This is a genomic window from Bradyrhizobium cedriense (genome assembly GCF_054602315.1).
On sequence record NZ_JBTSWB010000008.1, the window covers coordinates 254,264 to 280,340 of the forward strand.

A 26,077-nucleotide genomic window follows, 5' to 3' on the forward strand; every position below is an offset into this window, starting at 1 on the left:
CCTCGGGCAAGCCGGACGGGCCGTCAGCCGGCGACGATGGTTCCGTGGCCGACGCCACGCAGAATCGCGCCGATCGACCCCGGCTCCGCGATCGAGAATACGATGATAGGCAGCGATGTCTCGCGGGCAAGCGCGAAGGCGGTCGCATCCATCACCTTGTAGCCGCCCTCGATCGCCTGCGAATGCGACAGGCGGTCGAACCGCGTGGCGGTCGGATCCTTCTTCGGATCTGCCGAGTAGACTCCGTCGACATTGGTCGCCTTCAGGACCGCCTGGGCGCCGATCTCGGCGGCACGCAGCACCGCGGTCGTATCGGTGGTGAAGAACGGATTGCCGGTTCCGCCGCCGAGCAGCACGATCCGGCCTTCGGCCAGGTATTTGTGTGCCGCAGTGCGGGTGAACAGCTCGGAAATCTCGGGCATGACGAAGGCCGACAGCGTCCGCGCCGGTGTGCCCTTGCGCTCGATCGCCGCTTCCAGCGCGAGGCAGTTCATCACGGTGGCGAGCATGCCCATGGTGTCGCCAGTCGTCCGAGACACCCCGCGGGAGGAGACCTCGACGCCGCGGACCATGTTGCCGCCGCCGATCACGACCGCGACCTCGGTACCGAGATGGCGGGCGGCGATCAAATCGTCCGCAACCCGGTCCACGGTCGGCTGATCGATGCCAAAGCCCTGCTGTCCCGCGAGATATTCGCCGGACAGCTTGATCACGACGCGACGATAGACCGGATCAGTCATGAGCACCTTCCTTGTCCGGGCGCCGCTTCCGGCGGCACGCCGGAAGGAACGTTCCGGCGCTTACTTCTTGCCGCTGGCCGCGGCGACCTCGGCCGCAAAGTCGCTTTCCTGCTTCTCGATTCCCTCGCCGAGAGCATAGCGCACAAAGCCCGCGATCTTCACGGCGCCGCCGACCTTGCCCTCGGCCTCCTTCACCGCCTGCGCCACCGACTTGCCGGTGTCGTGGATGAAGGCCTGCTCGAGCAGGCAGACTTCCTTGTAGTAGGTCTTGAGCCCGGACTCGACGATCTTCTCGATCACGTTCTCGGGCTTGCCCTGCTGACGGTATTTGTCGGCGAGCACGTCCTTCTCGCGCTTGACCACGGCCGGATCGAGGCCGGACGGATCGAGCGCCAGCGGGTTGGCGGCCGCGACATGCATTGCGATCTGACGGCCGAGTGCGGCGAGCTCGTCAGCCTTGCCCGGCGATTCCAGCGCCACGATCACGCCCATCTTGCCGGCGCCGTCGATGACGGCCCCGTGGACGTAATGCGAGACCACGCCCTGGCTCACTTCGAGCTGGGCGGCGCGGCGCAGCGTCATGTTCTCGCCGATGGTGGCGATCGCATCATTGACGGCGGTTTCGATCGTGACGTCGCCGACCTTGGCAGCCTTGATCTTCTCGACATCGGCGCCGGCATCGAACGCGACCTGGGCGATCATCTTGACCAGCCCCTGGAACTGGCCGTTGCGCGCGACGAAGTCGGTCTCGGAGTTGACCTCGACCACGACGCCCTTGGTGCCCTTGGTGAGCGCGCCGATCAGCCCCTCGGCCGCGACGCGGCCCGACTTCTTGGCGGCCTTGGACAAGCCCTTCTTGCGCAGCCAATCCTGCGCCGCTTCCATGTTGCCGTCGTTCTCGGTCAGCGCGGCCTTGCAGTCCATCATGCCTGCGCCGGTCGATTCGCGCAGATCCTTGACCATCGCAGCAGTGATCGTTGCCATCGTTGAAAATCCTTTGTGCCTGCCGGTTTGCCGCGGCGCGGCATCGAAGCGCCCCGCCGCGGTCCATCTCAGGAATTCGCGTCAACTGAAATGGTGGCCGGATCCTATCCGGCCAACCCATCGCTCTTTTTGACTATTCCGCTTCCGCGGTCAGCGCCTTGGCCTTGGCCACCCAGGCGTCCGCGCGGCTCGGCAGACCGACTTCTTCGCCGATCGTATGCGCGGTGTCGTGGTCGAGCTCGGCGAGCTGCCAATAGTGGAAGATGCCGAGGTCATTGAACTTCTTCTCGATCGCGCCAGACACGCCCGGGAGCTTCTTGAGGTCGTCGGCGGTGCCGCGCGGACCTGCAAGACCCTGGAAGCCGCTCGACGAGGGCGCCGGCAAATCTTCGACGACCGGCTGGGCCGAGGCACCGACGTCGATGCCCGAATCGCCTTGGGCGCGCGAGATGCCGTCGATCGCCGCACGCGCGATGAGATCGCAGTACAGCGAAATGGCGCGGCCGGCATCGTCATTGCCCGGCACCACATAGGTGATGCCCTTCGGGTCCGAATTGGTGTCGACGATCGCAGCGACCGGGATGTTGAGCCGCTGAGCTTCCTGGATCGCGATGTCTTCCTTGTTGGTGTCGATCACGAAGATCAGGTCGGGCAGACCGCCCATGTCCTTGATGCCGCCGAGCGAACGGTCGAGCTTGTCGCGCTCACGCTGCAGCGTCAGGCGCTCCTTCTTCGTGTAGGAACTGGCATCGCCGCTCGAGAGCACGTCGTCGAGGTGACGCAGGCGCTTGATCGAGGCCGAGATCGTCTTCCAGTTGGTCAGCGTGCCGCCGAGCCAGCGTGAATTGACGAAATACTGCGCGCAGCGCTTGGCCGCGTCCGCGACGCCGTCCTGCGCCTGGCGCTTGGTGCCGACGAACAGGATGCGGCCGCCCTTGGCCACCGTGTCGCTGACGGCCTGGAGGGCCTGGTGCAGCATCGGCACGGTCTGGGCGAGGTCGACAATGTGGATGTTGTTGCGGGTGCCGAAAATGAACGGAGCCATTTTCGGATTCCAGCGGTGAGACTGGTGACCAAAGTGCACGCCAGCTTCGAGCAGCTGACGCATGGTGAAGTCGGGTAGCGCCATCGTTCTAATTCTCCGGTTGGTTCCTCCGGAAACGTGTGAGCAAAACGGAGCGTTCTCGCCCCGGCTGCCACCGGACGGCCTTGTGAGCCATGTTTCCGTGTGAGATGGCGCGCTATATAGCGCCATTTTGGCCAGAAGCAAGGAAATAAGGGGGCGTTTGGGAGACTCGCAAGCTCCCATCGCGTCCAAACCGGCCTGCCCTCGAGTCTCTAGCACCTCGGCTGGCCGGGCGGGCAGGTCTTTGGCGGCGGGCCCGCCGGCCGCGCTGGCGGAGGCGGTGCCGCGCGCGGCGGCGCGGCCGCCATGGGAGGCGGCGCAGGCCGCGCGACAGGAGGTGGCGGTGGCGCAGGCCGCGCCATCGGAGGCGGAGGTGGCGCCGGCCGTGCAACCGGCGGCGGTGGTGCGGGGCGAACCACGGCCACGGGCGGAGGCGCAGCTCGCGGCGGCGGAGGTGGTGCGATCCGGGGCGGAGGCGGCGGAGTCGGTCTCGCCAGGGCCTGAGGAGGCGGTGGCGGCGCGGCGGGCCTGACGGCCTGCGGCGGCGGTGGCGAGGGCCGGTGATCCCGAACTCCGGAGGGCCCCCGGGCCGCCACTGGCGGCGGCGGAGGCGTCGCGGGTTTGGCTGTGGCCGGGACCGCCGGTTTGCCGGGGGCCGCGCTCGGGGGCGGCAAAACGCCCGGCTGTGCGCCCGTCGGCCTGCCGCGCAGGTCGGTCGCGGACGGTGTCGATGCACCGGGCCTGGGCAGCCCCGCGGACGGCGGCCTTGAACCGCCGGAAGCGGGTGGAGGCGTGGCGGTCGCTGCATTCGGCTGCGCCGGCGGGACGTTGCCCTTGGGCGCCGTGACAGTTGCAGCCGGTTTGCCATGAGACGGGGCAGCCCCGGGCGCTGCCCCTGCCCCGGCGGAAGGCGGTCCGCCCGGGCTTCCGGGCATCGGCAACGTGTTGGCCTGCGGCAGCTTGGCCGGCGCCGGTGGTTGTTGTGTCGCAGCTGGAGCGTTGCCGGCGGGAGCCGTCACCGTCGGACTGGGCGTGCCGTTCAGCGGGACAGCTCCGGGCGCCGCCGGGGCCGGCGGGCTGCCGGGAGCTCCCGGTGCGGGCAAGGTATTGCCCTCCGGCAGCTTCGCCGCGGCCGGCGGCTGCGGTGTCGTGGCAGGAGCAACATTGGCCGGAGTCGGAGTCGGGATACCTGGCCTCACCGCCGGCTGGATCGTTGCGCTCGGCGGCATTGGCGCCTTGCCCTGCTGGATCAGGGCGGCGCGCTGTGCGACCGCCTGCGGCACGGCGGGACCTGCCGGCGTGGCACGGCCCGCAACTGCCGGCGCCAGATTGCCGGGTCCGGGCGCCGGTCCGGCAGACGGCGGCGGCACCGGCGGGCGATTGATCACGGTGTTGATGACCGTCGTATTGTGGATGTTCCGGTAGATGATGTTGTTCGGCGGCGGCGCGACGTAGATCGGCGGCCTGACGAACACCGGGATCGGCACGAACACCGGCTGCGGCAGCACGAACAGGCCTACGACCGGCAGCGGCGGCGGCAGCACGACGAAATCCGGTGGCGGCGGCGGCAGATAATACACTGGCGGCGGCGGTGGCGGCGCGAAGCCGAAATCGGGATCGCTGAAATACAGCACCGGGCGATCGACATAGACAACCTCCTCCGGCGGCGGTGGCGGAACGTCGTAGTCGATCATCGCAAAGGTCGGCGGCGGCTCGGCCGGAGCGGTGAGGATCGCAAGGCGCCGGCGCGCATCCGCCGCATGCGGACCGCGCGGATAGCGGCGCAGATACGACCAATAAGCCTCCGGCGTATCGGTCCGGTAGGTCCGCCGCCAGGTGATGGCTTCGCGGCGCGCGGCGACGATTGCCATGACGCGCTTCGACAGCGGATCGCTCGGATAGGCCGCGAGAAACTCCTCATAGGCTGCCAGCGTGTCGCGCTCGAGCGCGGCGGCATAGGCATCCTGCACGCCGAGATCGCGGATGGGCTTGTTGCGGATCGCGGCGACCTGATCGGGCGCAGTCTCCGGCGGCGGCGCGTCCGGCCCGCGCTCGAAGAACGAGAATTGCGCCGATATCTTCTGCTCGTTCCAGGGCACCTGTGCGCCCTTGCTGGCTTCGTTGACACGCAGGCGAACCCGGTCGAACACCTCGGGAAGCGGCAGTCCGCCGGTGCGGATCATCTCGGCGAGCGATTGTGCATAGATGCCGTAAGGACCCGGCTCCACCGGCGCCACCGTGCCGGGCGCCGCGTTGAAGGCGATCAGCATGTTCGCCTCGGGCTCCACCAGCGCCAGACCGCTCGCGATCGGCTGACCGCCCTCGATGAAGGGCTGCGCGCGGGCCGCGTCGAGCACGACGATGTTGGCCTTGAGCGGAATGGACGCGAGCTGGCGCACATAATCACTGATGCGCAGGGCTTCGGTCGGTATGTCGGTGTCGCGGGTGATGCTGGAATCGACCGGGACGAAATAATTCTCGCCGGCGAGCTGCACGCCGTAGCCGGCGAGATAGATCATCGCGACGGTGCCCGGTCCCGAGGCCTGGGCCTTCTGGATGAAATCGCGCAAGCTCTTGCGCAGCGTGTCGCCGTCGAGATCGCGCGCGCCGACCACGTCGAAGCCTGCCGCCTGGAGCGTCTGCGCGATCAGGCCGGCATCATTGGCCGTCGTTGCCAGCGGCGATTTGGAATAGGCACCGTTGCCGACCACGAGTGCGATACGCTTCTCCGGCTGCTGCGCGCGGGCCTGGTCCGGCGCGACGACGGCAAGGACCACGATCGGCAGCAGAAGGCGGATGAAGGCTTTGAGCGTTCCACGCATGGCTTGCTTGCCCGCTATTGCAGTTGAGGTGCCACCACGCATGAGGCGCGCAGCCGGCTGAACGGCGGTTGAACGAAAGGCTTGAACAACGAAAAGCTCGGATTGAGGCGATGGCGTGGCCACGCCGCTGCCGGCGTCGGCTCCCATCAGGCCTCAAGCCAACGTCGAGACGGCGCAAGTCCTCTTCAGGTCCCTGCCCTGTGCGATCAGATCGAACAGCGCCGGGCAGCGCCCCTTACTCCACGGCCTGCAACTCGGCGAGCTTTGTTCGCGCGGTCGCCTCGTCCAGCGCAACCAGTTCGGCCGGCCCGGGATTGGCTTCTCCCGCCGTTGCGATGGAAACGACGGCAAGCCCGGCCAGGCCGCCGAGGATCGCGCCGCCTGTCGCGGCATCGTGCCTGGGGCTGCTCTTGATGAGATAAAAGTGCGTGCGACCGGCTTCCATCACGATCTCACGCTTGGTGTCGCCCGGAAACATCAGCTCGGTCACCAGCAATTCGTGCCGACCCGCCGGTCGATCGGCATAGACATATTTCCCGGCCACGACCTTGCCGAGCGGTGCGCCGTCGAGCTTCACCTCGCACGCGCAGATCTGCATGCTGAGGCCATTCCTCTTGTCCTGGAGCAGAACGACGCGCGAATGCCCGGCGCGCGGAGGCCCGACCTTCCTTGATACAGACGCAAAGTCGGTCCCGACCTGATTGCTGACACAGCCCACCAGCATCGCACCAACGGCCAGCAACAACGCGGCTCGTCGCAGCATCGCACACCCCAGTCCATTCCCCGGGATGCATGCTAGCTGGAATCAGCGACAGGTTGCAACTACATCCGACGACGACTGTGCGGATGGCGCGGACCTATGCCCGGCGGCCGGCCTCTGCTGGAAAGAGGCGCGACCACCGGCCGCGATGCTCCAGAAGGTGGCTCAGCCCTGGGCAAGCAATTCGACGGTCCCCGTGCTTAGCCGATAGATGCCGCCGACCACCTTGAGCTTGCCCTGCTCGACCGCCGCGTTGAGGATCGGGGCCGCCGATTTCAGCTTGGCAACGTTGTCGATGACGTTCTGGCGAATGGCATTGTCGAGTGCGTTCCCGCTCTGCTGGGCCGCCGTTTTCACCGCCGGCGTGATCGCGGCGACGAGCGAGGGAATGTGACCTGGCAACGGCTTGTCGTCCTTCAGCGACTTGATCGTCGCGTCGACGGCGCCGCAATTGTCATGGCCGAGCACCAGGATCAGGGGCGTGCCGAGCACGGCGACGGTGTACTCCATGCTAGCAACGGTCTCGTCGCCGGCAAAGTTGCCGGCGACGCGGCACACGAACAGGTCGCCGCGTCCACTGTCGAAGGCATATTCGGGCGCGATACGCGAATCGGCGCAGCTCAAGACGGCCGCGTAGGGATTCTGACCGCCGACCAATGCCTCGCGCTCGTGCTTGAAGTCGTGGCGGCGCGACACTCCCGACACGTAGCGTGTATTGCCTTCCATCAGCCGCTTCAGCGACGCATCGGGCGACAGCACGTTCTGCGGCTTCGGGGGCTCCTTGGCCCACGCGGACCCGCCAAACGCCGCCGCCGCGAGTGCCGAGCCGGCGAAGAGCATCATGGAGCGCCGGGAGGGAGCAACACGTTGATGCAGTTTTTCAGAGCATTTGTCGCACATGGTTGTTGTTCTTCCTGTTTTCCCGCGGAACGAGATTGTCGAGGCAACAACTGATAGCTGCGCTCGAGCGAGTCCGAAACCACGTGCGGGCCGGATAGTTAAGCTTTGGTTTGCGGCGCCGCAGGCAACGTCAGAGCTGCTGCACATCCACGACGCCCGCGACCGCCTTGATCGCGCCGGCGATCTGCGGCGAGACCTTGAAGCGGCCGGGCAGCTTCATCTCCACCTCGGTCTCGAGGTCGAGCATCATCACCAGCGAGACCTCGCCGTCTCCGTTGGAGCGCGGGGCGATGCCGGGACTGCCGACCTTCGGCGCGCCGCCGTTGGGGACGGCCATGTCGGGGCCTGCGAGACGCTTGGCGATCGAGTCCAGCGGCTTGGTGTCGCGCAGGAAGATGCGCAGGCCCTTCTGCGTCTTGGCAGCGGCGTCATCGAGCGGCTCGGCGTGCAGCACGCGGGCGCGGACGTCCTCGCCCTGCAGCTCCGCACCGAGCTGGAGCAGCACGGCCGCGCCCGGCTCCAGCACGTCGCGGTATTGCGCAAGGCCTTCGGAGAACAGCACCGCCTCGAAATGGCCGGTCGGATCGGACAGGCCCATGATCCCCATCTTGTTGCCGGTCTTGGTGCGCCGCTCCATGCGCGAGACCACGGTCGCGGCGACCTTTCCGGCCGTCGCACCAGTCTTCACCGCACGCGAGAACTCGGCCCAGCTCTGCACCCGCAGCCGCTTGAGTACGGTGGCGTAATCATCGAGCGGATGGCCGGACAGGAAGAAGCCGACCGCGTCGTATTCGCGGCGGAGTTTTTCGGCCGGCAGCCACGGCTCGACTTGCGGCAGCATGATGGTCGGCGCATCGGCCGCGCTGCCGAACATGTCGTTCTGGCCGATGGTCGCGGCCTCGTGCGCGCGCTGGCACGCGGCGAGGATCGAGTCGGCACCGGCAAAGACGCGCGCCCGGTTCGGGTCCAGCGTATCGAAGGCGCCGGCGGCGGCGAGACTTTCGATGATGCGCTTGTTGATCGCGCGCGGCGAGACCCGGGCGGCGAAATCGGCGAGCGAGGTGAACAGGCCGTTCTTCGTCCGCTCCGCGACGATCTGCTCGATCGCCTGGATGCCGACGCCCTTGAGCGCGGCGAGCGCGTAGTAGATCGTGTTCTCGCCGACCTCGAAGGTCGCGCCCGAGCGGTTGATGTTGGGCGGCTCGACCTTGATGCCGAGGCGCTGCGCCTCGGAGCGGAATTCGGAGAGCTTGTCGGTGTTGTTGAGATCGAGCGTCATCGACGCGGCGATGAACTCGACCGGATAATGCGCCTTCATGTAGGCGGTGTGGTAGGATACCAGCGCATAGGCCGCCGCGTGGCTCTTGTTGAAGCCGTAGTCGGCGAACTTCGCCAAGAGTTCGAAAATGGTCTCGGCCTGCCCCTTCGGCACGCCGTGCTTCACAGCGCCCGCGACGAAGATGTCGCGCTGCTTGTCCATTTCGGCGCGGATCTTCTTGCCCATGGCGCGGCGCAACAGGTCGGCGTCGCCGAGCGAATAGCCCGACATCACCTGCGCGATCTGCATCACCTGTTCCTGGTAGATGATGACGCCGAAGGTCTCCTTGAGGATGGGCTCCAGCACCGGATGCAGATATTCCGGCTCCTCGTCGCCGTGCTTGCGCGCGCAATAGGTCGGGATGTTCGCCATCGGACCCGGACGATAGAGCGCGACCAGCGCGATGATGTCCTCGAAACGGTCGGGGCGCATGTCGATCAGCGCCCGCCGCATGCCCTGGCTTTCAACCTGGAACACGCCGACCACATCGCCGCGCGCCAGCATCTGATAGCTCTCGGCGTCATCGATCGGCAGCGTCGCGAGATCGACATGGATGCCGCGCGGCCTGAGCAGCTTTACGGCGACGTCGAGGACAGTGAGCGTCTTCAAGCCGAGGAAGTCGAACTTCACGAGGCCGGCCGGTTCGACCCATTTCATGTTGAACTGGGTCACCGGCATGTCGGATTTGGGATCGCGGTAGAGCGGCACGAGCTCGCTCAACGGGCGATCGCCGATCACGATGCCGGCCGCATGCGTCGAGGCGTGGCGCGTCAGGCCTTCGAGGCGCTGCGCGATGTCGAAGGCGCGCGCCACCACCGGGTCTTCGTCGCGAAACGCCTGGAGCTTCGGCTCGCTCTCGATCGCGGCTGCCAGTGTCACCGGTGCAGCAGGATTCTGCGGCACCAGCTTTGTGAGCTTGTCGACCTGGCCATAGGGCATCTGGAGGACGCGACCGACGTCGCGCAGCACGCCGCGCGCCTGCAGGGTACCGAAGGTGATGATCTGCGCGACCTGATCGCGGCCATAGCGCTGCTGTACGTATTGGATCACCTCGCCGCGGCGATCCTGGCAGAAGTCGATGTCGAAGTCCGGCATCGACACGCGTTCGGGATTGAGGAAGCGCTCGAACAGCAGGCCGAACTTGATCGGATCGAGATCGGTGATCGTCAGCGCCCATGCGACCAGTGAGCCGGCGCCGGAGCCGCGGCCAGGTCCGACCGGAATGCCTTGCGACTTCGCCCATTTGATGAAGTCGGAGACGATCAGGAAGTAGCCCGCATATTTCATGCGGGTGATGACGTCGAGCTCGAAGGCGAGCCGCTTGGCGTAGGTCTCCTCCGTCGTGCCCAGCGACAGGCCGTGGACGCGCAGGCGGTTGGCGAGCCCCTCCTCCGCCTGCCGCTTCAGTTCGGCGGCCTCTACTGCTGCCGCATCCGAGCTCGATGCGGCGCCGACGGTGAAGAACGGCAGAATAGGCTTGCGCGTCATCGGCCGGAACGAGCAGCGCTCGGCGATCTCCACGGTGGAGGCCAGCGCCTCCGGAATGTCGGCGAACAGCACCGCCATCTCGGCGCGCGTCTTGAAGCGATGATCCGGCGTGAGCTGATCGCGCTCGGTCTCGGCGATCAGCCGCCCGCCGGCGATGCACAGCAGCGCATCATGGGCTTCGTAATCGTCGGTCGTTGCGAAATACGGCTCGTTGGTTGCAACCAGCGGCAATCCCTTGGCGTAGGCGATGTCGATCAAGCCGCTTTCGACGCGCCGCTCCTTTTCGGCGTTGTGACGCTGCAATTCGATGTAGAGGCGGTCACCGAACAGGCCGGCCAGACGCTCGCAGCGCATCGCGGCGAGCTCGGCATGACCGCCGGCGAGCGCGAGCGAGATCGGCCCGTCCGGTCCGCCCGTCAGCGCGATGAGGCCCTCGGTCTCGCCCTCGAGCCAGTCGAACCTGATGAACGGAGCATGGCTGTCTGGCGATTCGAGGAACGCGCGCGAGTTGAGCCGCATAAGGCTGCGATAGCCGCGCTCCTGCGCCGCCAGCAGCACCACCCGCGATGGCCCCATCGCGTTGCGCGCGTTCGGATCCTGATCGCCGAAATCGATCGCCAGCTCACAGCCGACGATCGGCTGGATGCCGGAGCCCGCCATCTTGTCGGAGAATTCCAGCGCACCGAACAGATTGTCGGTGTCGGTCAGCGCCAGCGCGGGCTGGTGGTCCTTCTTCGCAAGCTCGGCGAGCTTGGCGATCTTGATCGAGCCCTTGAGCAGCGAATAGGCCGAGTGAACGTGAAGGTGGACAAATCCGGCGCTCGGCATGGTCGCGTGACGGCCTCTTGCAGATGAGATGGAGCGGTCGCCGGCGCCAGGGGATGTCAGGGAGACCACGAGAGCATCCTGCATCGCCCGGCCGACTCGCCTCGCAATGGTGGGGCGTCACTGCTCCGGAGTCCACGCCGGAGCGGCCGATCGGACACGTCATCCCGCTTTTCCCCAAAGGCCGCAGCAAGCTGACCGTCTAGAGCTGCGGAATCACCTGAGCCCAGATCGCGATCATTCCGACGAACAGTGTGATGGACGCCAGCGCGGCAGCCTCTTCCACGAAAACCCTGAACATGGCCTGCTCCCCTTGTTGGAACGTATGAAGAACATTGTTCTTATTTTGTTCTCAGGAGTCAAGCCATCTCAAATCGCCCGAAAGGACATGGTTAACTAGTTGATTTAGCGCAATAAAAAAGCCCCGGCTGTGCGCCGGGGCTTTTCGACGATTGCTTCCTGAGAAGCGGTTCGTCTTAGTAGCGGGCCAGCATCGGGCCGCCGAACTTGTAGTTCAGGCGGACGAGACCGATGTCGACGTCCTGCTTGATGCGGTCCACGGCGCCACTGGCGAAGGTGACGTTGTGGTCGCCCATGAAGATGTGGTTGTACTCGACGCCGACGGTCCAGTTCGGAGCGAAACCGAACTCCAGGCCTGCGCCAACGGTAGCGCCCCAGCGGGTCTCGTCGGCCCGATCGAGGTTCGCGCCCGTGGCAATGCTGTAGACGTCGTACTTGTTGCTGACAACAGCCGCACCGCCCTTCGCGTAGAGCAGGACGTTGTTCCAAGCATAGCCGACCTGACCGGTGATGAGCCCAAAGGCGTCCACCCGGGTCCGGTTACGATTGCCGGGAGCGACCAGGCTGATATTGTCGCCCGAGAAGTCGGCCCAGTTGCCCTGGCCTTCAATACCGAAAACGAACTGGCCGGTCTGCCAGCGATAACCGATCTGACCACCGACCGTGCCGCCGGTCGAGTTGTGCGAGCCTTCGGGGCCGAAGCCGACGAGATCCCACGACGTATCTGCCGAACCGCCGCCGCCGTTGACGCCGATGTAGAAGCCGCTCCAGTCGTAGACGGCAGCGATCGCAGCCGGCGGAGCTTTGGTGTACGGCCGCGCTGCGAGGTCAGCAGCCAGCGCTGGCGCAGCCGCGCTGAGCGCGACGAGGCTGACAGCGGCGAGCAAAACATTCTTCTTCATTTGGTTCCCGTTCCAGTTTCTTCAGTAAGGCCCCCGGGCCGTTGCGTCGTCATAACAGCGATCGATGGAATTGCTGTAGCCACGACGCAACAGTCATAGTCAAAGGGCCTCGTTTCATTAACGAACGTTTAGCAGCGGGCGCTGGAAACCCTTTGAAACAAGGGTTTTCATGAGTTCCAATGTCGACTACAGCACACAAACCGGGTGCGCGCGTGCGAACGTCGCGTGCACATTCGCGTGAACGGAGAATCGAAATGCGCCGTCGAGTTCCCCTGCCCATTGTCGCCACACTTTCGCTCGCATTCGTCACATTCGCACTCGCATCGGCTGCAAGCACGCCGGCGCGCGCATTCGGCAAGCATCATCCGTTCTGCCTCACCGGTGATGAATGGCCGGGACTGAGCAATTGCAGGTTCGACACCTACGCGCAGTGTCAGGCGAGCGCATCCGGACGTGCGCTGACCTGCATCGCCAATCCGTATTTCGTCGGGCAGAGCGACGACCCCTACGCGTATCAGAATCGTCCGCGCGCGCAGGCGCCGGGCTACTTCCTCCCACGCTGAAATGCGCCGCGCCCGCCTCGCACTGATCGCGATCGCCGCACTTTTGAACAGCGGATGCGCTGACGCGCAGACCTATGATCCGGACTATCCGGTCTGCATGCAGATCTACGGCCCCGTCGGCTATTTCGACTGCCGCTACAGTTCGCTTCCACAGTGCCGATATCTCGCCGTTGGGCGCTCTGCGAGTTGTGTCGTGAACCCGTATTTCGTTCGGGATAAATCAGCTCGCGGGTCGAGGCGCAGCCGATAGGCTCAGCGAGCTGACATCCAACGCGAACCAGACTGCCTGGCGAAGTGTCAACTCTCGTCGAGCAGATTGCGGACCTTGGCGGCCAGGTCCTCGATCGCAAACGGCTTCGAAAGCAGGTGCTTGCCGGCATCGAGCATGCCGTTGTGAACGATTGCATTTCGCGTGTAGCCGGTGGTGAACAGCACCTTCAGCTCCGGGTGTCGTTTCGACAGCTCGGCTGCAAGTTCAGCGCCCGTCATGTCGGGCATGACGACGTCGGTGAACAGCAGATCGGGAACGAGCCCGCTGTCGATCGTCCGGATGGCGTCCTTGGCGCTCGCGGCTTCGATGACCGTATAGCCGAGCTCGCGCAGGCTCTCGGATGAGATGCTGCGGACGCGCTCATCGTCTTCCACGACGAGAATGGTCTCGTGCTGATGGATTGCACCGGGATGCGTGGCTCCTTGCGGCACGGCCGAGACGGTCTCCTCGCCCGCGAAGCGCGGCAGATAGATCTTCACGGTCGTGCCGACGTCGACCTCCGAGTAGATTTTGACATGGCCGCCCGACTGGCGCACGAAGCCGTAGACCTGACTGAGACCGAGGCCGGTGCCCTTGCCCACCATCTTGGTCGTGAAAAACGGGTCGAAGACCTTTCCGAGCACATCGGCCGGGATTCCCGTGCCGTTGTCCGTCACGGCAATGAGAACGTATTGCCCGGGCGATAGTGCATACTCGCGAGCATACTTTGGATCTATCGAGGCGTTGCTGGTTTCTATCGTCAGCCTGCCGCCCTTTGGCATGGCATCGCGCGCATTCACCGCGAGGTTGATGACAGCGCTCTCCAGCTGGGCGGGGTCCGCCTTGACGCGCCAGAGGCCGGCCGCCAGAACCGTCTCGAGGCGGATGAGTTCGCCGAGCGATCGCTCGAGCAGCTCGCTCATCCCGCCGACCATCTTGTTGATGTCGACGATTTCGGGCGCGAGGGGCTGTTGCCGCGAGAACGCGAGCAGCCTTTGCGTCAAAGTGGCTGCGCGGTTCGCGCCGTCGATGGCGCCCTCGATGAAGCGGTCGATGTTGACCTCTCCCTTGCCGATCCGCCGTTTGGCGAGATTCAAGCTGCCGAGAATCACGGCCAGCATATTGTTGAAATCGTGCGCGATCCCTCCGGTCAATTGCCCGACGGCCTCCATCTTCTGGGATTGCCGGAGTTGCTCCTCGGTCTTCATGCGCTCGGCAATTTCGTCGGCGACACGTTGCTCCAGTTCGGCATTGAGCGCCTCGAGCCGCGTGAGAAGCCGCGCGTTGTCGATCGCCGTCGCCGCATGGCCGGCAATGCCGAGCAGCGCGGCCTCGTGCTCCGCCTGAAATTTGGCCGTCTCGGCATGACCGAAGAAGAGCCCGCCGAGAACCTCGCCCGTTCGCGAGATCACGGGAACCGCCAGATAGGATCGGACCGGTAGGTGGCCCTCGGGCATGCCTTTCCGCGGCGCGTTCTTGCCATAGCGCGAGTCCCCGAGGATATCGTCGGACCTCACCACGCCCGTGCCCTTGAACGTCGGCTCGAACACGGCGGTGTTGCGCGGCATCGGGAAGTTTTCAAAGGCCGACCGAGGCGCGCCGGACAGCGAGTAGAGCATGTAGCTGCCGCCGTCCGGTGAGAGGACGTTGTAGAAGAAAGCGCCGAACTGGGCCTCCGTGAGTTCGACGCCGGCGTCCGTCACGATCTGAACGATCCTCTCGAGGTCGCGCTCGCGCGCGACCGACGCCCCGGTATCGTTCAGTATTCTGAGATGGCGCTCGGTCTTCTTTTGCGCGGAGATATCCAGAACCGTCCCGATGAATCGGACGGCCTGGCCATTGGAGAAGATGGCCTGACCGGTCGCGGCAATCCAGCGCTCGACGCCATCCTCTATCCCGACGGTTCGATATTCGATGTTGTAGGTCGTCGGAGAATGAGGCGACAGGGATGCCGATACCGCCTCGTGGGCGCGCTGCCTGTCGTCGGGATGAATTCCCTTCAGGAAGGCCCCTTCATAGCTGACCTCGGCGTCCGGCGATAAGCCGAACACCTCCTTGCAGCGGTTGTCCCATCGGAGAACGTCGTTGACGGGATCGTAGTCCCAAGTGCCGATGCCGGCCGCCTTGTTCGCGAGGACCAGTCGTTCGGCAGCCTCCCATGCGGCCTGGTCCGATCGAACGCGCTCAATATGGGCCCATGATCGTTCGGTGACCTCTGCGAGCAGAGCGAGTTCGCGCGGCGTCCACCTATGCGGGCCCCGGTGATGGATCGCCATCAACGCCGTGAGTTGCCCCTCTTTGACCAAGGGCATGCAGATGGTCGAGCCTATCCCGATCTTCTGGAACGCGGCGGCTTCCTCGGGCGCGATCTCTTTCAGATTGTCGTTGATGATGAGGGGTCTGCCGGCGCTCAGTTCTCTCACCGCCTTTTTGCCGAAGTCGGCCAGGCTGTAGTGGCCGAGAATATGCATCGCACCGGGCGCCGCCCAATCGCCGCGTATGGTGAAGCCGTCCTGGTCGGCATCCATGTCGGCGTAAGCGCAGTTGGAAACGCCCAGATGCTCACCGAGCATCCTGGTTGTGACCGCCATGATGCCGTCCGCATCGCGAGTCCTGGCGGTCTCCCTGTTGAGCGTGTCGAGGAACAGCAGACGGGCTTCGTTCTCCCGCACCGCCTTCTCGGCGCGGCGGCGTTCCACGGCCGTGCGCGTGCGCTCGGCCACGTCCCGAATGAGCTCGAGCTCTTCGGCGCTCCATTCGCGAGGCCTGGCGTTGTTGAGGTAGAGCAACGCCACAACGCCGTCCGGCTCGGAGATCGGCATGTTGACCAGCGCACGCGCAGAAATGGCTTCGAGCGCCCGAGCGCGGTCGCCGACGCGGGGGTCCTTTTCCGCATCGGCGCAGACGACCGTCTCGCCCCGCTTCAGATCTTCGATGTAGCTGCCGTAGTCGCGGAATCGCAGCACCCCCGCCAGGCTCGATATGCCTGGCGCGTTCCAGTCGCGGGCGATGGTGATGGTTTCAGCCGATGGATCGACCGTACCGTACCCTGCCCGGCTGACGTTCAGGCTGCGGCCAAGCAGCTCTGCCGCCGCGTAGGCGAGATCGTCCGGATTGCCGATCTCCCGAATGTAGTCGCCGAGGGTGGCTAAGACGGCGTTACGGTCGACCGAGGGCGCCCCGCTCGCCGTCGTCATCGGCCTCCCCCCGGACAATTCCCTCTCTCCACCAAACACACCGATGAACCGGTAACCCCAGGGCGGCATTTAGGTTCCCGGCCGCGAGGCTGGCTAACCGTGCTTCGGCCGACCTCTTGCTGACGGCATCGCACGCCACGCCCGACGTGCCACCGAAGATTGTGACGTCGCTCGTTGTCGTGTAGCGTTGGCACCTGGTCTCACCGTGCGCGGCCTCTTCGCTTCATGCTTGCTCGTATTCTGTTTCTTGTTGCCTCGCTGTCGATGTCAGGCACATTGCATGCTCAGGGAACGCCGGCCGAAAAAGCCGGATTTGCCTCCACGCTGACGATCTATCTCGCCAAAGGCGCTCCCGACGCTTGCGGGCCGGGCTGCGACCGCTGGATTGCCGTCGAGGGCCAGATCGATCGGGACGCGGCCCCGCGCGTTCGACGCTTCCTAGCCGGCATCAAGGACACGCAGCGCCCGATCTATCTCCATTCGCCCGGCGGCAACGTGGAGCAGTCCTACCTGATCGGGCGGTTGCTGCGCGGCCGCAAGGCGATCGCAAGGGTTGGCCGGACGATCGCGAGCGCGTGCGCCGGGGGGACGCAGGCGGACGCCGCCTGCCTGAAGCTCAAGAACGCAGGCGGCGAGGTCGAGGCCGAGCTCACCACTTACCGTGCGATGTGCAACTCCGCCTGCGGTTACCTTTTTCTCGGAGCGACGTCGCGCGAAGTCGCCCCCGACGCGGTGTTGGCAGTCCATAACTCGAGGCTGGTCCTCGCCTTTCGTGGAAATCCGCCACCTGAGGCGGTCGCGGAATACAGGCAGCGCCGGATGTTGTCGGCTGATCGCGATCGCACCGCGTTCATCGCAGCGATGGGCATCAGCCGCGAACTCGATGCTCTGATCCGGACCGTGAAGTTCGAGAACCTGCACGTGCTCACGCGATCCGAGCTCTATCGTTTCGGCATCGACGCGCGACCGCTCGCCGAGACGACGTGGAAGCTGGGGAAAGAGGTCCGGCCGTTCATCCGCAAGGTCGCGATGCTGAAGAAGGAGAACGGCTCCTCATTCCGCACGATGGAGTGGCGCCTGTCCTGCGAAAGCACCAAGGGCGTGCCGTTGACCTTCTTCGCGGAGACCGAGGAGACGACCGCCGGCAAGAGTACGATCCTGATGACGGCCGACGCCGACACGGACCGGGCGGCTGGAGGGTCTGCGTTGCGGTCCGGCAAGTACGAGGTCTGGCGCGGCAGCATCGATGCCGGCATGATCAAGGCGATACTGGCGTCCCGGACCCTGCGTGTCCGCGAAACCACGCCGCTGCCGGACGACAAGACCGACATCACGAATTTCGACATCGATCTGACGGGCCTGGCCTCAATGTGGGCCCAGCTCAAATCATCCTGCGCCTCGTCGACGCTCAGCCCGATCAGCCCCTGGCCGACGATGGTTCAGCAATCGGCTCCTTGGCAGGCCACTGGATGGCCCACGAATCCCTGGACAGCAACGACGCCCCTCAGCGCAACGCCTTCGGCTGCGCCGTCGCAAGCGCAAACGGAGCAATGAGCAACGCCGGCTTGGTCGGATGGTTCATGGTCTTGAAGCCCGACGCGGTGCTGCGGATCTCTCAGTCGAGCTCGACCACCTGGCCGTTCGACAGCGAGACGCGCCGGTCCATGCGGCCGGCGAGCTCCATGTTGTGGGTCGCGATCAGCATCGAGACCCGCGTTGCCTTGACGAGCTGCATCAAGGCCTGGAACACATGGTCCGCGGTATGCGGGTCGAGATTGCCGGTCGGCTCGTCCGCAAACAGCACGCGAGGGGCGTTCGCAACCGCGCGTGCGATCGCGACGCGCTGCTGCTCACCGCCAGACAATTCGGCGGGACGATGGGTGATGCGGTCACCGAGGCCGAGATAGCCCAGGATCTCCTTGGCGCGCTTGACGGTCTCGGACTTCTTCAGGCCGCGGATCATCTGCGGCAGCATGACATTCTCCAGCGCCGAGAACTCCGGCAGCAGCCGGTGCGACTGGTAGACGAAGCCGATATCGGTGCGGCGCAGCTGGGTGCGCTCGATATCGGGCAGTTGCGAGGTCGGCGCGCCCGAGACATAGACCTCGCCGGAATCGGGCGCCTCGAGCAGCCCTGCGATGTGCAGCAGCGTCGACTTGCCCGAGCCGGACGGCGCCACCAGCGCGACCGACTGGCCGGCCCACAGCGCCAGCTTGGCGCCGTCGAGGATCGTCAGCGGCACCTCGCCCTGCAGGTACTGCCGCTTTATCTCGTGGAGATAAATGACCGGTACATCTTCCGCCCCCTGCTGCTGCTCCATCAGCCCCTCACTCGTACCGCAGCGCTTCGACGGGATCGAGACGCGCGGCGCGCCACGACGGATAGAGCGTCGCCAGGAACGACAGCGTCAGCGCCATGATGACGACCGCTGTGGTCTCGCCGACGTCGATCTCGGCGGGCAGCTTCGACAGGAAGTAGAGCTCCGGCGAAAACAGCTCGGTGCTAGTCATCCAGGACAGGAATTGCCTGATCGATTCGATGTTGAGGCAGATCACGAGGCCGACGCAGAAGCCGACCAGCGTACCGACGACGCCGATCGAGGCGCCGGTGATCAGGAATATCCGCATGATCGAGCCTTGCGAGGCGCCCATCGTGCGCAGGATCGCGATGTCGCTGCCCTTGTCCTTCACCAGCATGATCAGGCCGGAGACGATGTTGAGCGCCGCGACCAGCACGATCATCGTCAGGATCAGGAACATCACGTTGCGCTCGACCTGGAGCGCGTTGAAGAATGTCGAGTTGCGCTGCCTCCAGTCGACCAGGAAGACCGGCCGGCCCGCCGCTTCCGTCACCGCCTTGCGGAAGGCGTCGATCCTGTCGGGATTGGTGGTGAACACCTCGATCGAGGTCACGTCGTTGCTGCGGTTGAAATAGGCCTGCGCCTCGGCCAGCGGCATGAACACGAAGCCGAGATCGTATTCGGACATGCCGATCTCGAACACCGCGACGATCTTGTACGGCTTGATCCGCGGCGTCGTGCCCATCGGCGTCACCGCACCCTTCGGCGCCACCAGCGTCACGCTGTCGCCGGCATGCAGCGACAGCTGGTCGGCGAGGCGCCGTCCGATCGCCACGCCCTGCCCCTCGTCAAAGCCCTCGAGTGAACCCTGCTTGATGTTCTTCGCGATCGAGGTGAGGTTGTTGAGGTCGTCGGAGCGGATGCCGCGCACCAGGACGCCCGAGGCGTTCCACGGCGACGATGCCAGCGCCTGGCCATCCACCACCGGGGCTGCGAGGCGGATACCCTCAACCTGGCTGAGGCGGTCGGCGACATCCTTCCAGTCGGTCAGCGGCGACTCCAGCGGCTGGACCAGGATATGGCCGTTGAGGCCGAGGATCTTGTCGAGCAGTTCCTTGCGGAAGCCGTTCATCACGGCCATGACGATGATCAGCGTTGCGACGCCCAGCATGATGCCGAGGAAGGAGAACCCGGCGATGACCGAGATGAATCCCTCCTTGCGGCGCGCCCGCAAATAGCGCGCCGACAGCATCCACTCGAAGGGCGCAAAAGGCGCGGTTTGCACGGTTTCGGTCATGGCCTCATCCATCGCTCGATAATCCCATGATTCGGGGTCAATTGTGGCCGGATTGGCGGCCGCGATATCGCGCGATGAACAATATTCAGCCGACCAGCCGGGCGACCGCGTCAGCAGGCGACATGGTCTCGCGGGCGCCGTCGCTGCGCCGTTTGATCTCGACCTTGCCGTCGGCGAGCCCCTTGGGCCCGATCATGATCTGCCAGGGGATGCCGATCAGGTCGGCGGCCGCGAATTTCGCTCCGGCGCGCTGGTCGGTGTCGTCGTAGAGCACGTCGACGCCCTTGGCGGTGAGCTCCGCATAGAGCTTCTCGCAGGCCGCATCGACCGCGGCATCGCCCTGCTTGAGGTTGAGGATCGACACCCGGAACGGCGCAACGGCTTCCGGCCATTTGATGCCGGCATCGTCGTGACAAGCCTCGATGATGGCGCCGAGCAGGCGCGAGACGCCGACGCCGTAGGAGCCGCCATGGATCGGCACGTCGATGCCGTCAGGCCCGGCCACCAGTGCCTTCATCGGTTCGGAATATTTCGTGCCGAAATAGAAGATCTGCCCGACCTCGATGCCACGGGTGTTCACCCGCTTGTCCACGGGCACCTCCTGCTCGAACCGGGCGGCGTCATGGACGTCCTCGGTCGCGGCATAGAGCGAGGTCCACTGCTTGATGATCGGGGTCAGGTCGCCCTCGTAATCGACGTCCTCCCCCGGCACCGGCAGGTCCAGCACGTCGCGATTGATGAACACGCCGGACTCGCCGGTCTCGGCCAGCACGATGAACTCGTGACTGAGATCGCCGCCGATCGGGCCGGTCTCGGCGCGCATCGGGATCGCCTTCAGGCCCATCCGCGCGAACGTGCGCAAATAGGCGACGAACATCTTGTTGTATGCGACCCGCGCCGCGGCCTCGTTGAGGTCGAACGAATAGGCGTCCTTCATCAGGAACTCGCGGCCACGCATCACGCCGAACCGCGGACGCTGCTCGTCGCGGAATTTCCATTGGATGTGATAGAGATTGAGCGGCAGGTTCTTGTACGACTTCACGTAGGCGCGGAAGATCTCGGTGATCATTTCCTCGTTGGTCGGCCCGTACAAGAGCTCGCGCTTGTGGCGGTCGGCGATGCGCAGCATCTCCGGGCCGTAGGCGTCGTAGCGGCCGCTCTCGCGCCAGAGGTCGGCGAGCTGCAAGGTCGGCATCAAGACCTCGATCGCGCCGGACCGGTCCTGCTCCTCCCGCACGATCTGCTCGATCTTCTTGAGCACGCGGAAGCCGAGCGGCAGCCAGGCATAGATGCCGGCCGCCTCCTGCCGGATCATGCCCGCGCGCAGCATCAGCCGGTGCGAGACGATCTCCGCCTCTTTCGGGTTTTCCTTCAGGATGGGCAGAAAGAACCGCGACAACCGCATGGCAATACTCTGGGAATCAGTGATCGCTTGCAGTGAAACCGGATTGAGAGCGAAAACACAAGACCGGGAATGAGGAAAACCCGCTAACACGGCGAAATTCCTCATCATTTTTCCGTCGACTCAACGTTCGGCTCGAGGCGTGCCTTACGGCGATGTGACGTGAAAGATCAGTCTCACTTCATTTTCATTCCCGAATGATCCGGCATTTTCTTCATGTCCATATGACCGGAATGCCCAGCATCGCCCGGCGCCTGCGCACCGACACCCTGGACGTCGAGGAAGACGGCGACCTTGCCGGCCTTCTCGAATTGCAGCGTGACGGGCACCTTGTCGCCCTGCTTGAACGGGCCCTTGAGCTCCTGGAGCATCAGATGATAGCCGCCGGGCGCGAGCTTCACCGTCTTGCCGGCATCCACCACGAGACCCTTGTCCAGCGGGCGCATCTTCATCACGCCGTTGTCAATGGCCATCTCGTGGATTTCTGCCTTGCCTGCGATCTCGGCGGACACGCTGACGAGCTTGTCTGCCGCCGCTCCCTTGTTCTCGATGATCAGATAGCCGCCGGCGACCTTCGCACCGCCCGGTGTCGCACGGCTCCACGCCTGCGAGATGACGAGATCGCCGGCCTTGACGTCCTCGGCGGCCGCCGGCGTCGCGCAGAGTGCAAGAGCGAACGCAGCGAGCAGCACATCGTTCAACTTGGTCTTCATATCGATATTCCTTTTGCAGACTGGACTTCAGTTTTTGGAGAGTTGCTGCGCCGACCATTTTTCCAGATCGGCGATTTCGGCGGAGCCTTCGATTGTCGTAACGACCCCGTCCCGAGAAATGAGCATCGTCCTGGGGATGTCGCCCTGCCAGGCCGGATCGATCTCGAATCGCAATCGCTCGACAAAGCCGTCGTTGAAAATGAAATTCTCGGCCGACGACAGTCCCGCCTTGTCGAGCATCGCTTGTGTCGCGGCCGGCAGGTTCGGCACGAGATCGGCACTGATCGTGACGACATCGATCTCCGGATGGTCCTTCGCAAACTTCCCAAGCAGCGGTAGTTCGACCTTGCACGGTCCGCAGGTCACGCCCCAGAAGTGTACCAGCGTCGGGCGGTCCGCATGCCCCCTGAGCAAGCTATGCCAGGTGCCTCGTTCGAACGGCTTGAGCGCCGGAGGCGCCCCGAGCGCAGACGCTGAGGCGATCAGGATAGCAAGACCCAGAATAGCTGCAAATCGACGTCTCATGGTTGGTCCTCGATCGCTGTGAGGCGATAGCCATCCGCCTTCGTCATCCATGACAGGTAAACCTGTTTGCCATCGGAGACGAGTGAGGGATGATCGGAAGTATCGGTCGTGCTCGATATCGCCTTCGGCAGCGACCAGGTCTCACCATCGTCATGAGAGATCATCATCTGGACCGCCGTCTTCTCGCCATCGAACTCCTTCCACACCATCACCGTTGCCGCCGGGGCCGAAAGCACGAAGGGGCGCGTCGGATTGCGATCCGGCCGTCCCAGCGCCATCGGCGCAGAGAATGTGCGGCCCTCGTTGCGCGAGTGGGCGTAGAACAATCCCTTCCGCGCCTTCCCGTTCGTGTACCAGGCGACGTGATAGGTTCCGTTCGGCCCGATGGTGAGGCTGGGCCCGTGGTGTGGGCAGGCATTGATCTGCCAATCGTCGTTGCTGACCCGACGGATTTCGCCTGGTGTCGAGACTGCAGTGAAGGTCATGACGGCATGATCGCGCACGCCGCCTTCGAAAATGTTCCTGAAGATCACGGCCGGCCGCCCCGGGGCCGCGAACGCCAGCCCTAATCGGCAGCACTCGCAGGTGCCCTCCTGCGCGAGACGGGCCTCGGTGTAGGTGGCGCCGCCATCGCCGGACGCGGCAAAGAACAGCGCTGCTCCCTCGTACTTCCGTCCCGCCTCCCTTGCGGGCACACGATTGCGCTTGTCGAGCCAGGCCGCGAAGACAGTCCCGTCCTGATCGAGGGCCAAGGCTTCAAAACGCTGGCTCTCATTGTTTGCGGTGATGGGCTTCAGCTCCGCGAAGCTTTTCCCGCCGTCGGCCGAACGCGTGTAAAGCACCTGGCCGTTGAAGGCTTCGTCCCTGAAGATCGAGAACGCGACGGCAATGCCGCCCTTGCGATCGACCACGATCTTCGGGCGCGCATCCGGCCCCCAATCGAGGTTCAGCCGCTTTGTCGTGACCTGGACGGGGACCGAGAAATTGCGGCCCGCATCCTGCGAACTCGCGACCGAGACCTGCCCGCCCGCCATCCAGACCAGCCACAGCGCTCCGTTCGGAGCGAATGCGGGCGTCACCTTGGTCGCACAGCGCAGCGTGGGCTCCTCACACGCCGCTTCGGACGCATGCGGAGCGCGCATCTGTCCGAGCGCCGCACCTTGCAGCAATGAGAGAGCGACGATACCGAGCAGGCCAGTTCGGATCATGGCCCTGCTCCCTTCGATATCCCGGATCATCTGAACGCCACCTTCATACCTGCAACGAAAGTGCGCGGCGAGCCCGCGTAGATCGAACCCGTCGTGTTTGCGAGCACGCTCGCCGGATTTTGAAGGCCCGCCGTGGTCACTGTGTTGGTGATGTTGTTTGCCGAAGCGACATAGGTACGGTCGAATGCATTTCTGACCTCGAGAAACAGATTCAGCGATCTGAAGGCGTCCGACACCAGATCGGTCTTGTAGTGAACATTCAGATTGACCAGCTCATAGCCGGGCGCCTTCAGCAGATTCGCATTGTCCATGTAGAAGGAGTCCTTCCACTGAACCTCGACGAAGCCGCCAAGACCTGCCAGCGGCCCGGCAAACTCGTCATATCCAATTCGCGCCGTCAGCTCGTTGGGGGAGATGCCGGGAATCTTGTTGCCTGCCCGGTTGAAGCTGAACACCGCGACATTGGTGATGTTCTCGACATACTCGGTGTAGATCTCATCGAGATAGGTGTACGCCGCCATGAACCGCCAGCCCGGATAAAACTTCCAGTCAGCGGCCAGCTCGATACCGCGATGCTCCGACCGTGGCGCGTTGAACGTGTAGGATATGCCCGCAATCGGAGTCGCCTGACTGACGATCTCGTTGCGGAAGAACTCGTAGAACCCCGCGGCACTCAGCTTGAGCGTGTTGTTCGGCGTCCAATCGAAACCAATGTCGCATCCTAGATTCCTCTGAGTTTGGAGCTGCGTATTGTTGCCCGACAAACCTGTCGGAAGGACGAAGAGGTTCGAAACCTGCGGAGTGCCGTATCCCGTGGCAACTCGTCCGCGGAAGAGCCATTCGTTGTTGATATTGTAGAGGAGCGCCAACTCCGGCGCAGCATTTTGAAATTGCCGGTCCGCGGTCGTCAGGGTTGTTGTGGTGATGCCGGTGGGACCCGCGTACGCATATGCGGTGTTCGTCCCCTTCAGCAGGGTGGTCTCCCAACCAACGCCGGCGACCGCCGTCAGCGAGGTCGTCAGTCTGAGTTCTTCCCTGGCACGCACCCCATAATTGGTCGTTTCGCTGAAGAGATTGCTCGACAGCCTGCCGAGCGTGGCATTGCCCCCCGGCATCACATTTCGCGTGTCACTCGACGCCGTCAGGGTGTTGTAGAAGGCGCCGAAAAACGTTGTCGTCTCGATGCCGAAGATCTCGCCGCGCTTGGTGAGATCGCTCATGTAGTTGTACGACGGAAAATCTCCGATCGAGCTGGACTGTCCGGTCGGCTGGCTGATGTTCCTGTCGTCGAAGACGAACTGGTTGCGCCAGGTCGTGGTGTTGTCGAAGTCGTGCTCCCACCGGCCGCCGATGATGGTCCGCCGGTCGTTGCGGCCGAGCCCGGCCTGCACGGCCGTCTCCGTGTTGGTCCCGGCAGTTGCGTTGAAGCCGTTGTTGAACAACCTGACCGTACTGCATCCGGGCGCAGCGGTTGCACCGGTCGCACAACCCTGCTGGAACGGATTGAGGTAGTACTGGTTCAGCGACTGCCGGATCGGCAGCCGCGCGCTGAGCTCGTTGTTGATGATCTTGACCGTGAAACGGTCGTCCGGCGTCGCCTTCAGCGTGCCGAGAAAGTTGATGGTCTGCGTATTGAACCAGCTGTTACCGATATAGCCGTCGCCGCGCACGTCGCTTGCGAACAGCGAGCCCTCGAAATTTCCGACTTTCTTGCCGGCGGCCAGGTGATTGTTGAGATAACCATAACTGCCGCCGTCCACGCCATACTCGACGCCGTCGATCGTGCCGCCCGGCCGTGTCCGGAAATTGAGCGCGCCGCCGGTCGCGTAGTTGCCGTAGAGCGCCGACGACGGACCGCGGATCACGTCGATCGCGCCATAGGCGTGGGGATCGATCAGGTCGCTCCGCGACAGGCCGTCCGGCTGCGTCACCGGGAAGCCGTCATCGAAGATCACGAGGTTGCGGATGGCGAAGCCGTTGCGGGCGTTGGATCCGCGAATCGAGATGCCGAAATCACGGGGACCATTGCCCTGCTTGATCGAAATACCCGGGCTGTCGCGCAGGACGTCGCTGACCGAAAAGGCGGGGCGGTTCTCGAACCGGCTGCGATCGATGGTCGTCGCGGTCTGGCCGGCCGGCGACTGATTGAGTCCATCTCGCGCCGTGCCGGCGGTCACGGCCCTGTCTTGGGTCGATGCGCTGACGATGCCGCTCGGCGCAACGGGTCTCGCCACGCGGCCCGCCGAGGCAGAGCGCGGCCGCGATGGCCGGGTGATTGGTTTGGGACGCGAAGGCTGCGGCGCCTCGACGGTCACCGCGGGAAGCGCTTCCGATGCACCTTGGGCTAGCGCATTTGAGCCGATCGAGGACATCACTCCGCAAAGCACGGGCAAGCTCGCGCGGCTGATCGCACGCATGCGTAACATTTCTTGAATTCCTGGCATCCGGCACCTCGGCC

General features: G+C 64.6%; 20 protein-coding genes. 4 read left to right on the forward strand and 16 right to left on the reverse strand.

Annotated features, from left to right (window positions below; all coding sequences use genetic code 11):
• Positions 1 to 23: 23 nt before the first annotated feature.
• The 8 genes from pyrH to ACYCVF_RS29095 form a co-directional block, all read right to left on the reverse strand.
• Entirely contained in the window at positions 24 to 740 is a 717-nt protein-coding gene (gene pyrH, locus ACYCVF_RS29060; protein ID WP_459595457.1) for a UMP kinase, read from the reverse strand.
• 60 nt (positions 741 to 800) lie between these two features.
• Positions 801 to 1,724 (reverse strand): translation elongation factor Ts, encoded by a 924-nt coding sequence (gene tsf / locus ACYCVF_RS29065; RefSeq protein WP_459595456.1) that lies wholly within the window; start codon positions 1,722 to 1,724, stop codon positions 801 to 803.
• Positions 1,725 to 1,857: 133 nt separating this feature from the next.
• Positions 1,858 to 2,853, reverse strand: a complete 996-nt coding sequence (locus tag ACYCVF_RS29070; protein WP_459595455.1) for a 30S ribosomal protein S2 — start codon at positions 2,851 to 2,853, stop codon at positions 1,858 to 1,860.
• A 209-nt stretch (positions 2,854 to 3,062) separates the two neighbouring features.
• Positions 3,063 to 5,672 carry a caspase family protein gene (locus ACYCVF_RS29075; RefSeq protein WP_459606431.1) on the reverse strand — a complete coding sequence of 870 codons (2,610 nt, stop codon included), beginning with the start codon at positions 5,670 to 5,672 and terminating at the stop codon, positions 3,063 to 3,065.
• Positions 5,673 to 5,907: 235 nt separating this feature from the next.
• The gene (locus ACYCVF_RS29080; protein WP_459595454.1) at positions 5,908 to 6,435 is read right to left on the reverse strand and encodes a DUF2846 domain-containing protein; all 528 of its coding nucleotides are present in this window, start codon (positions 6,433 to 6,435) and stop codon (positions 5,908 to 5,910) included.
• Between the two features lie 162 nt (positions 6,436 to 6,597).
• Positions 6,598 to 7,332, reverse strand: a complete 735-nt coding sequence (locus ACYCVF_RS29085) for a carbonic anhydrase (protein ID WP_459595453.1) — start codon at positions 7,330 to 7,332, stop codon at positions 6,598 to 6,600.
• A 130-nt stretch (positions 7,333 to 7,462) separates the two neighbouring features.
• Positions 7,463 to 10,966 (reverse strand): DNA polymerase III subunit alpha, encoded by a 3,504-nt coding sequence (dnaE, locus tag ACYCVF_RS29090; protein WP_459596440.1) that lies wholly within the window; start codon positions 10,964 to 10,966, stop codon positions 7,463 to 7,465.
• A gap of 473 nt (positions 10,967 to 11,439) precedes the next feature.
• Positions 11,440 to 12,165 carry an outer membrane protein gene (locus ACYCVF_RS29095; protein WP_459595452.1) on the reverse strand — a complete coding sequence of 242 codons (726 nt, stop codon included), beginning with the start codon at positions 12,163 to 12,165 and terminating at the stop codon, positions 11,440 to 11,442.
• Between the two features lie 254 nt (positions 12,166 to 12,419).
• Between ACYCVF_RS29095 and ACYCVF_RS29100 the strand changes: the two genes are divergently transcribed.
• Together ACYCVF_RS29100 and ACYCVF_RS29105 are read left to right on the forward strand one after the other, a co-directional pair.
• The gene (locus tag ACYCVF_RS29100) at positions 12,420 to 12,728 is read left to right on the forward strand and encodes a DUF3551 domain-containing protein (RefSeq protein ID WP_459595451.1); all 309 of its coding nucleotides are present in this window, start codon (positions 12,420 to 12,422) and stop codon (positions 12,726 to 12,728) included.
• A gap of 1 nt (position 12,729) precedes the next feature.
• Positions 12,730 to 12,978: a DUF3551 domain-containing protein gene (locus ACYCVF_RS29105; protein ID WP_459595450.1), complete on the forward strand. Its 249-nt coding sequence runs from the start codon at positions 12,730 to 12,732 to the stop codon at positions 12,976 to 12,978.
• A gap of 47 nt (positions 12,979 to 13,025) precedes the next feature.
• Here ACYCVF_RS29105 and ACYCVF_RS29110 read toward each other — a convergent pair whose 3' ends face one another.
• A complete protein-coding gene (locus ACYCVF_RS29110; protein ID WP_459595449.1) occupies positions 13,026 to 16,175 on the reverse strand; it encodes a GAF domain-containing protein in 3,150 nt (1,049 codons plus the stop codon).
• A gap of 225 nt (positions 16,176 to 16,400) precedes the next feature.
• On the opposite strand from ACYCVF_RS29110, the gene ACYCVF_RS29115 reads away from it, so the two are divergent.
• Complete coding sequence (locus tag ACYCVF_RS29115; protein ID WP_459595448.1) at positions 16,401 to 17,729, forward strand: hypothetical protein; 1,329 nt, start codon at positions 16,401 to 16,403, stop codon at positions 17,727 to 17,729.
• Positions 17,730 to 17,790: 61 nt separating this feature from the next.
• Here the strand turns inward: ACYCVF_RS29115 and ACYCVF_RS29120 are convergent, their stop codons facing one another.
• The 7 genes from ACYCVF_RS29120 to ACYCVF_RS29150 all read right to left on the reverse strand — a co-directional run bounded on the left by ACYCVF_RS29120 (position 17,791) and on the right by ACYCVF_RS29150 (position 25,796).
• Positions 17,791 to 18,495 (reverse strand): ABC transporter ATP-binding protein, encoded by a 705-nt coding sequence (locus tag ACYCVF_RS29120; protein ID WP_459595447.1) that lies wholly within the window; start codon positions 18,493 to 18,495, stop codon positions 17,791 to 17,793.
• Positions 18,496 to 18,502: 7 nt separating this feature from the next.
• Positions 18,503 to 19,783, reverse strand: a complete 1,281-nt coding sequence (locus ACYCVF_RS29125; RefSeq protein WP_459595446.1) for a lipoprotein-releasing ABC transporter permease subunit — start codon at positions 19,781 to 19,783, stop codon at positions 18,503 to 18,505.
• Positions 19,784 to 19,856: 73 nt separating this feature from the next.
• Entirely contained in the window at positions 19,857 to 21,176 is a 1,320-nt protein-coding gene (proS, locus tag ACYCVF_RS29130) for a proline--tRNA ligase (protein WP_459595445.1), read from the reverse strand.
• A 173-nt stretch (positions 21,177 to 21,349) separates the two neighbouring features.
• On the reverse strand, positions 21,350 to 21,886 hold the full coding sequence (locus tag ACYCVF_RS29135; RefSeq protein ID WP_459595444.1) for a copper chaperone PCu(A)C: 537 nt from the start codon (positions 21,884 to 21,886) through the stop codon (positions 21,350 to 21,352).
• A gap of 27 nt (positions 21,887 to 21,913) precedes the next feature.
• The gene (locus tag ACYCVF_RS29140; protein ID WP_459596438.1) at positions 21,914 to 22,411 is read right to left on the reverse strand and encodes a TlpA family protein disulfide reductase; all 498 of its coding nucleotides are present in this window, start codon (positions 22,409 to 22,411) and stop codon (positions 21,914 to 21,916) included.
• Positions 22,408 to 23,619, reverse strand: a complete 1,212-nt coding sequence (locus tag ACYCVF_RS29145; RefSeq protein WP_459595443.1) for a sialidase family protein — start codon at positions 23,617 to 23,619, stop codon at positions 22,408 to 22,410. Before ACYCVF_RS29145 ends, ACYCVF_RS29140 begins: the two co-directional genes overlap by 4 nt.
• Positions 23,620 to 23,645: 26 nt before the next feature.
• Positions 23,646 to 25,796 (reverse strand): TonB-dependent receptor family protein, encoded by a 2,151-nt coding sequence (locus ACYCVF_RS29150; protein WP_459606432.1) that lies wholly within the window; start codon positions 25,794 to 25,796, stop codon positions 23,646 to 23,648.
• A 28-nt stretch (positions 25,797 to 25,824) separates the two neighbouring features.
• On the opposite strand from ACYCVF_RS29150, the gene ACYCVF_RS29155 reads away from it, so the two are divergent.
• Complete coding sequence (locus ACYCVF_RS29155) at positions 25,825 to 26,052, forward strand: hypothetical protein (RefSeq protein WP_459595441.1); 228 nt, start codon at positions 25,825 to 25,827, stop codon at positions 26,050 to 26,052.
• Positions 26,053 to 26,077: the final 25 nt, after the last annotated feature.

Bases quoted from the DNA above. Each gene is read 5' to 3' on its own strand.
- pyrH (WP_459595457.1), bottom strand. From the start codon at position 740: ATGACTGATCCGGTCTATCGTCGCGTCGTGATCAAGCTGTCCGGCGAA.
- tsf (WP_459595456.1), bottom strand. From the start codon at position 1,724: ATGGCAACGATCACTGCTGCGATGGTCAAGGATCTGCGCGAATCGACC.
- ACYCVF_RS29070 (WP_459595455.1), bottom strand. From the start codon at position 2,853: ATGGCGCTACCCGACTTCACCATGCGTCAGCTGCTCGAAGCTGGCGTG.
- ACYCVF_RS29075 (WP_459606431.1), bottom strand. From the start codon at position 5,672: ATGCGTGGAACGCTCAAAGCCTTCATCCGCCTTCTGCTGCCGATCGTG.
- ACYCVF_RS29080 (WP_459595454.1), bottom strand. From the start codon at position 6,435: ATGCTGCGACGAGCCGCGTTGTTGCTGGCCGTTGGTGCGATGCTGGTG.
- ACYCVF_RS29085 (WP_459595453.1), bottom strand. From the start codon at position 7,332: ATGTGCGACAAATGCTCTGAAAAACTGCATCAACGTGTTGCTCCCTCC.
- dnaE (WP_459596440.1), bottom strand. From the start codon at position 10,966: ATGCCGAGCGCCGGATTTGTCCACCTTCACGTTCACTCGGCCTATTCG.
- ACYCVF_RS29095 (WP_459595452.1), bottom strand. From the start codon at position 12,165: ATGAAGAAGAATGTTTTGCTCGCCGCTGTCAGCCTCGTCGCGCTCAGC.
- ACYCVF_RS29100 (WP_459595451.1), top strand. From the start codon at position 12,420: ATGCGCCGTCGAGTTCCCCTGCCCATTGTCGCCACACTTTCGCTCGCA.
- ACYCVF_RS29105 (WP_459595450.1), top strand. From the start codon at position 12,730: ATGCGCCGCGCCCGCCTCGCACTGATCGCGATCGCCGCACTTTTGAAC.
- ACYCVF_RS29110 (WP_459595449.1), bottom strand. From the start codon at position 16,175: ATGACGACGGCGAGCGGGGCGCCCTCGGTCGACCGTAACGCCGTCTTA.
- ACYCVF_RS29115 (WP_459595448.1), top strand. From the start codon at position 16,401: ATGCTTGCTCGTATTCTGTTTCTTGTTGCCTCGCTGTCGATGTCAGGC.
- ACYCVF_RS29120 (WP_459595447.1), bottom strand. From the start codon at position 18,495: ATGGAGCAGCAGCAGGGGGCGGAAGATGTACCGGTCATTTATCTCCAC.
- ACYCVF_RS29125 (WP_459595446.1), bottom strand. From the start codon at position 19,783: ATGGATGAGGCCATGACCGAAACCGTGCAAACCGCGCCTTTTGCGCCC.
- proS (WP_459595445.1), bottom strand. From the start codon at position 21,176: ATGCGGTTGTCGCGGTTCTTTCTGCCCATCCTGAAGGAAAACCCGAAA.
- ACYCVF_RS29135 (WP_459595444.1), bottom strand. From the start codon at position 21,886: ATGAAGACCAAGTTGAACGATGTGCTGCTCGCTGCGTTCGCTCTTGCA.
- ACYCVF_RS29140 (WP_459596438.1), bottom strand. From the start codon at position 22,411: ATGAGACGTCGATTTGCAGCTATTCTGGGTCTTGCTATCCTGATCGCC.
- ACYCVF_RS29145 (WP_459595443.1), bottom strand. From the start codon at position 23,619: ATGATCCGAACTGGCCTGCTCGGTATCGTCGCTCTCTCATTGCTGCAA.
- ACYCVF_RS29155 (WP_459595441.1), top strand. From the start codon at position 25,825: ATGCCGCTCGGCGCAACGGGTCTCGCCACGCGGCCCGCCGAGGCAGAG.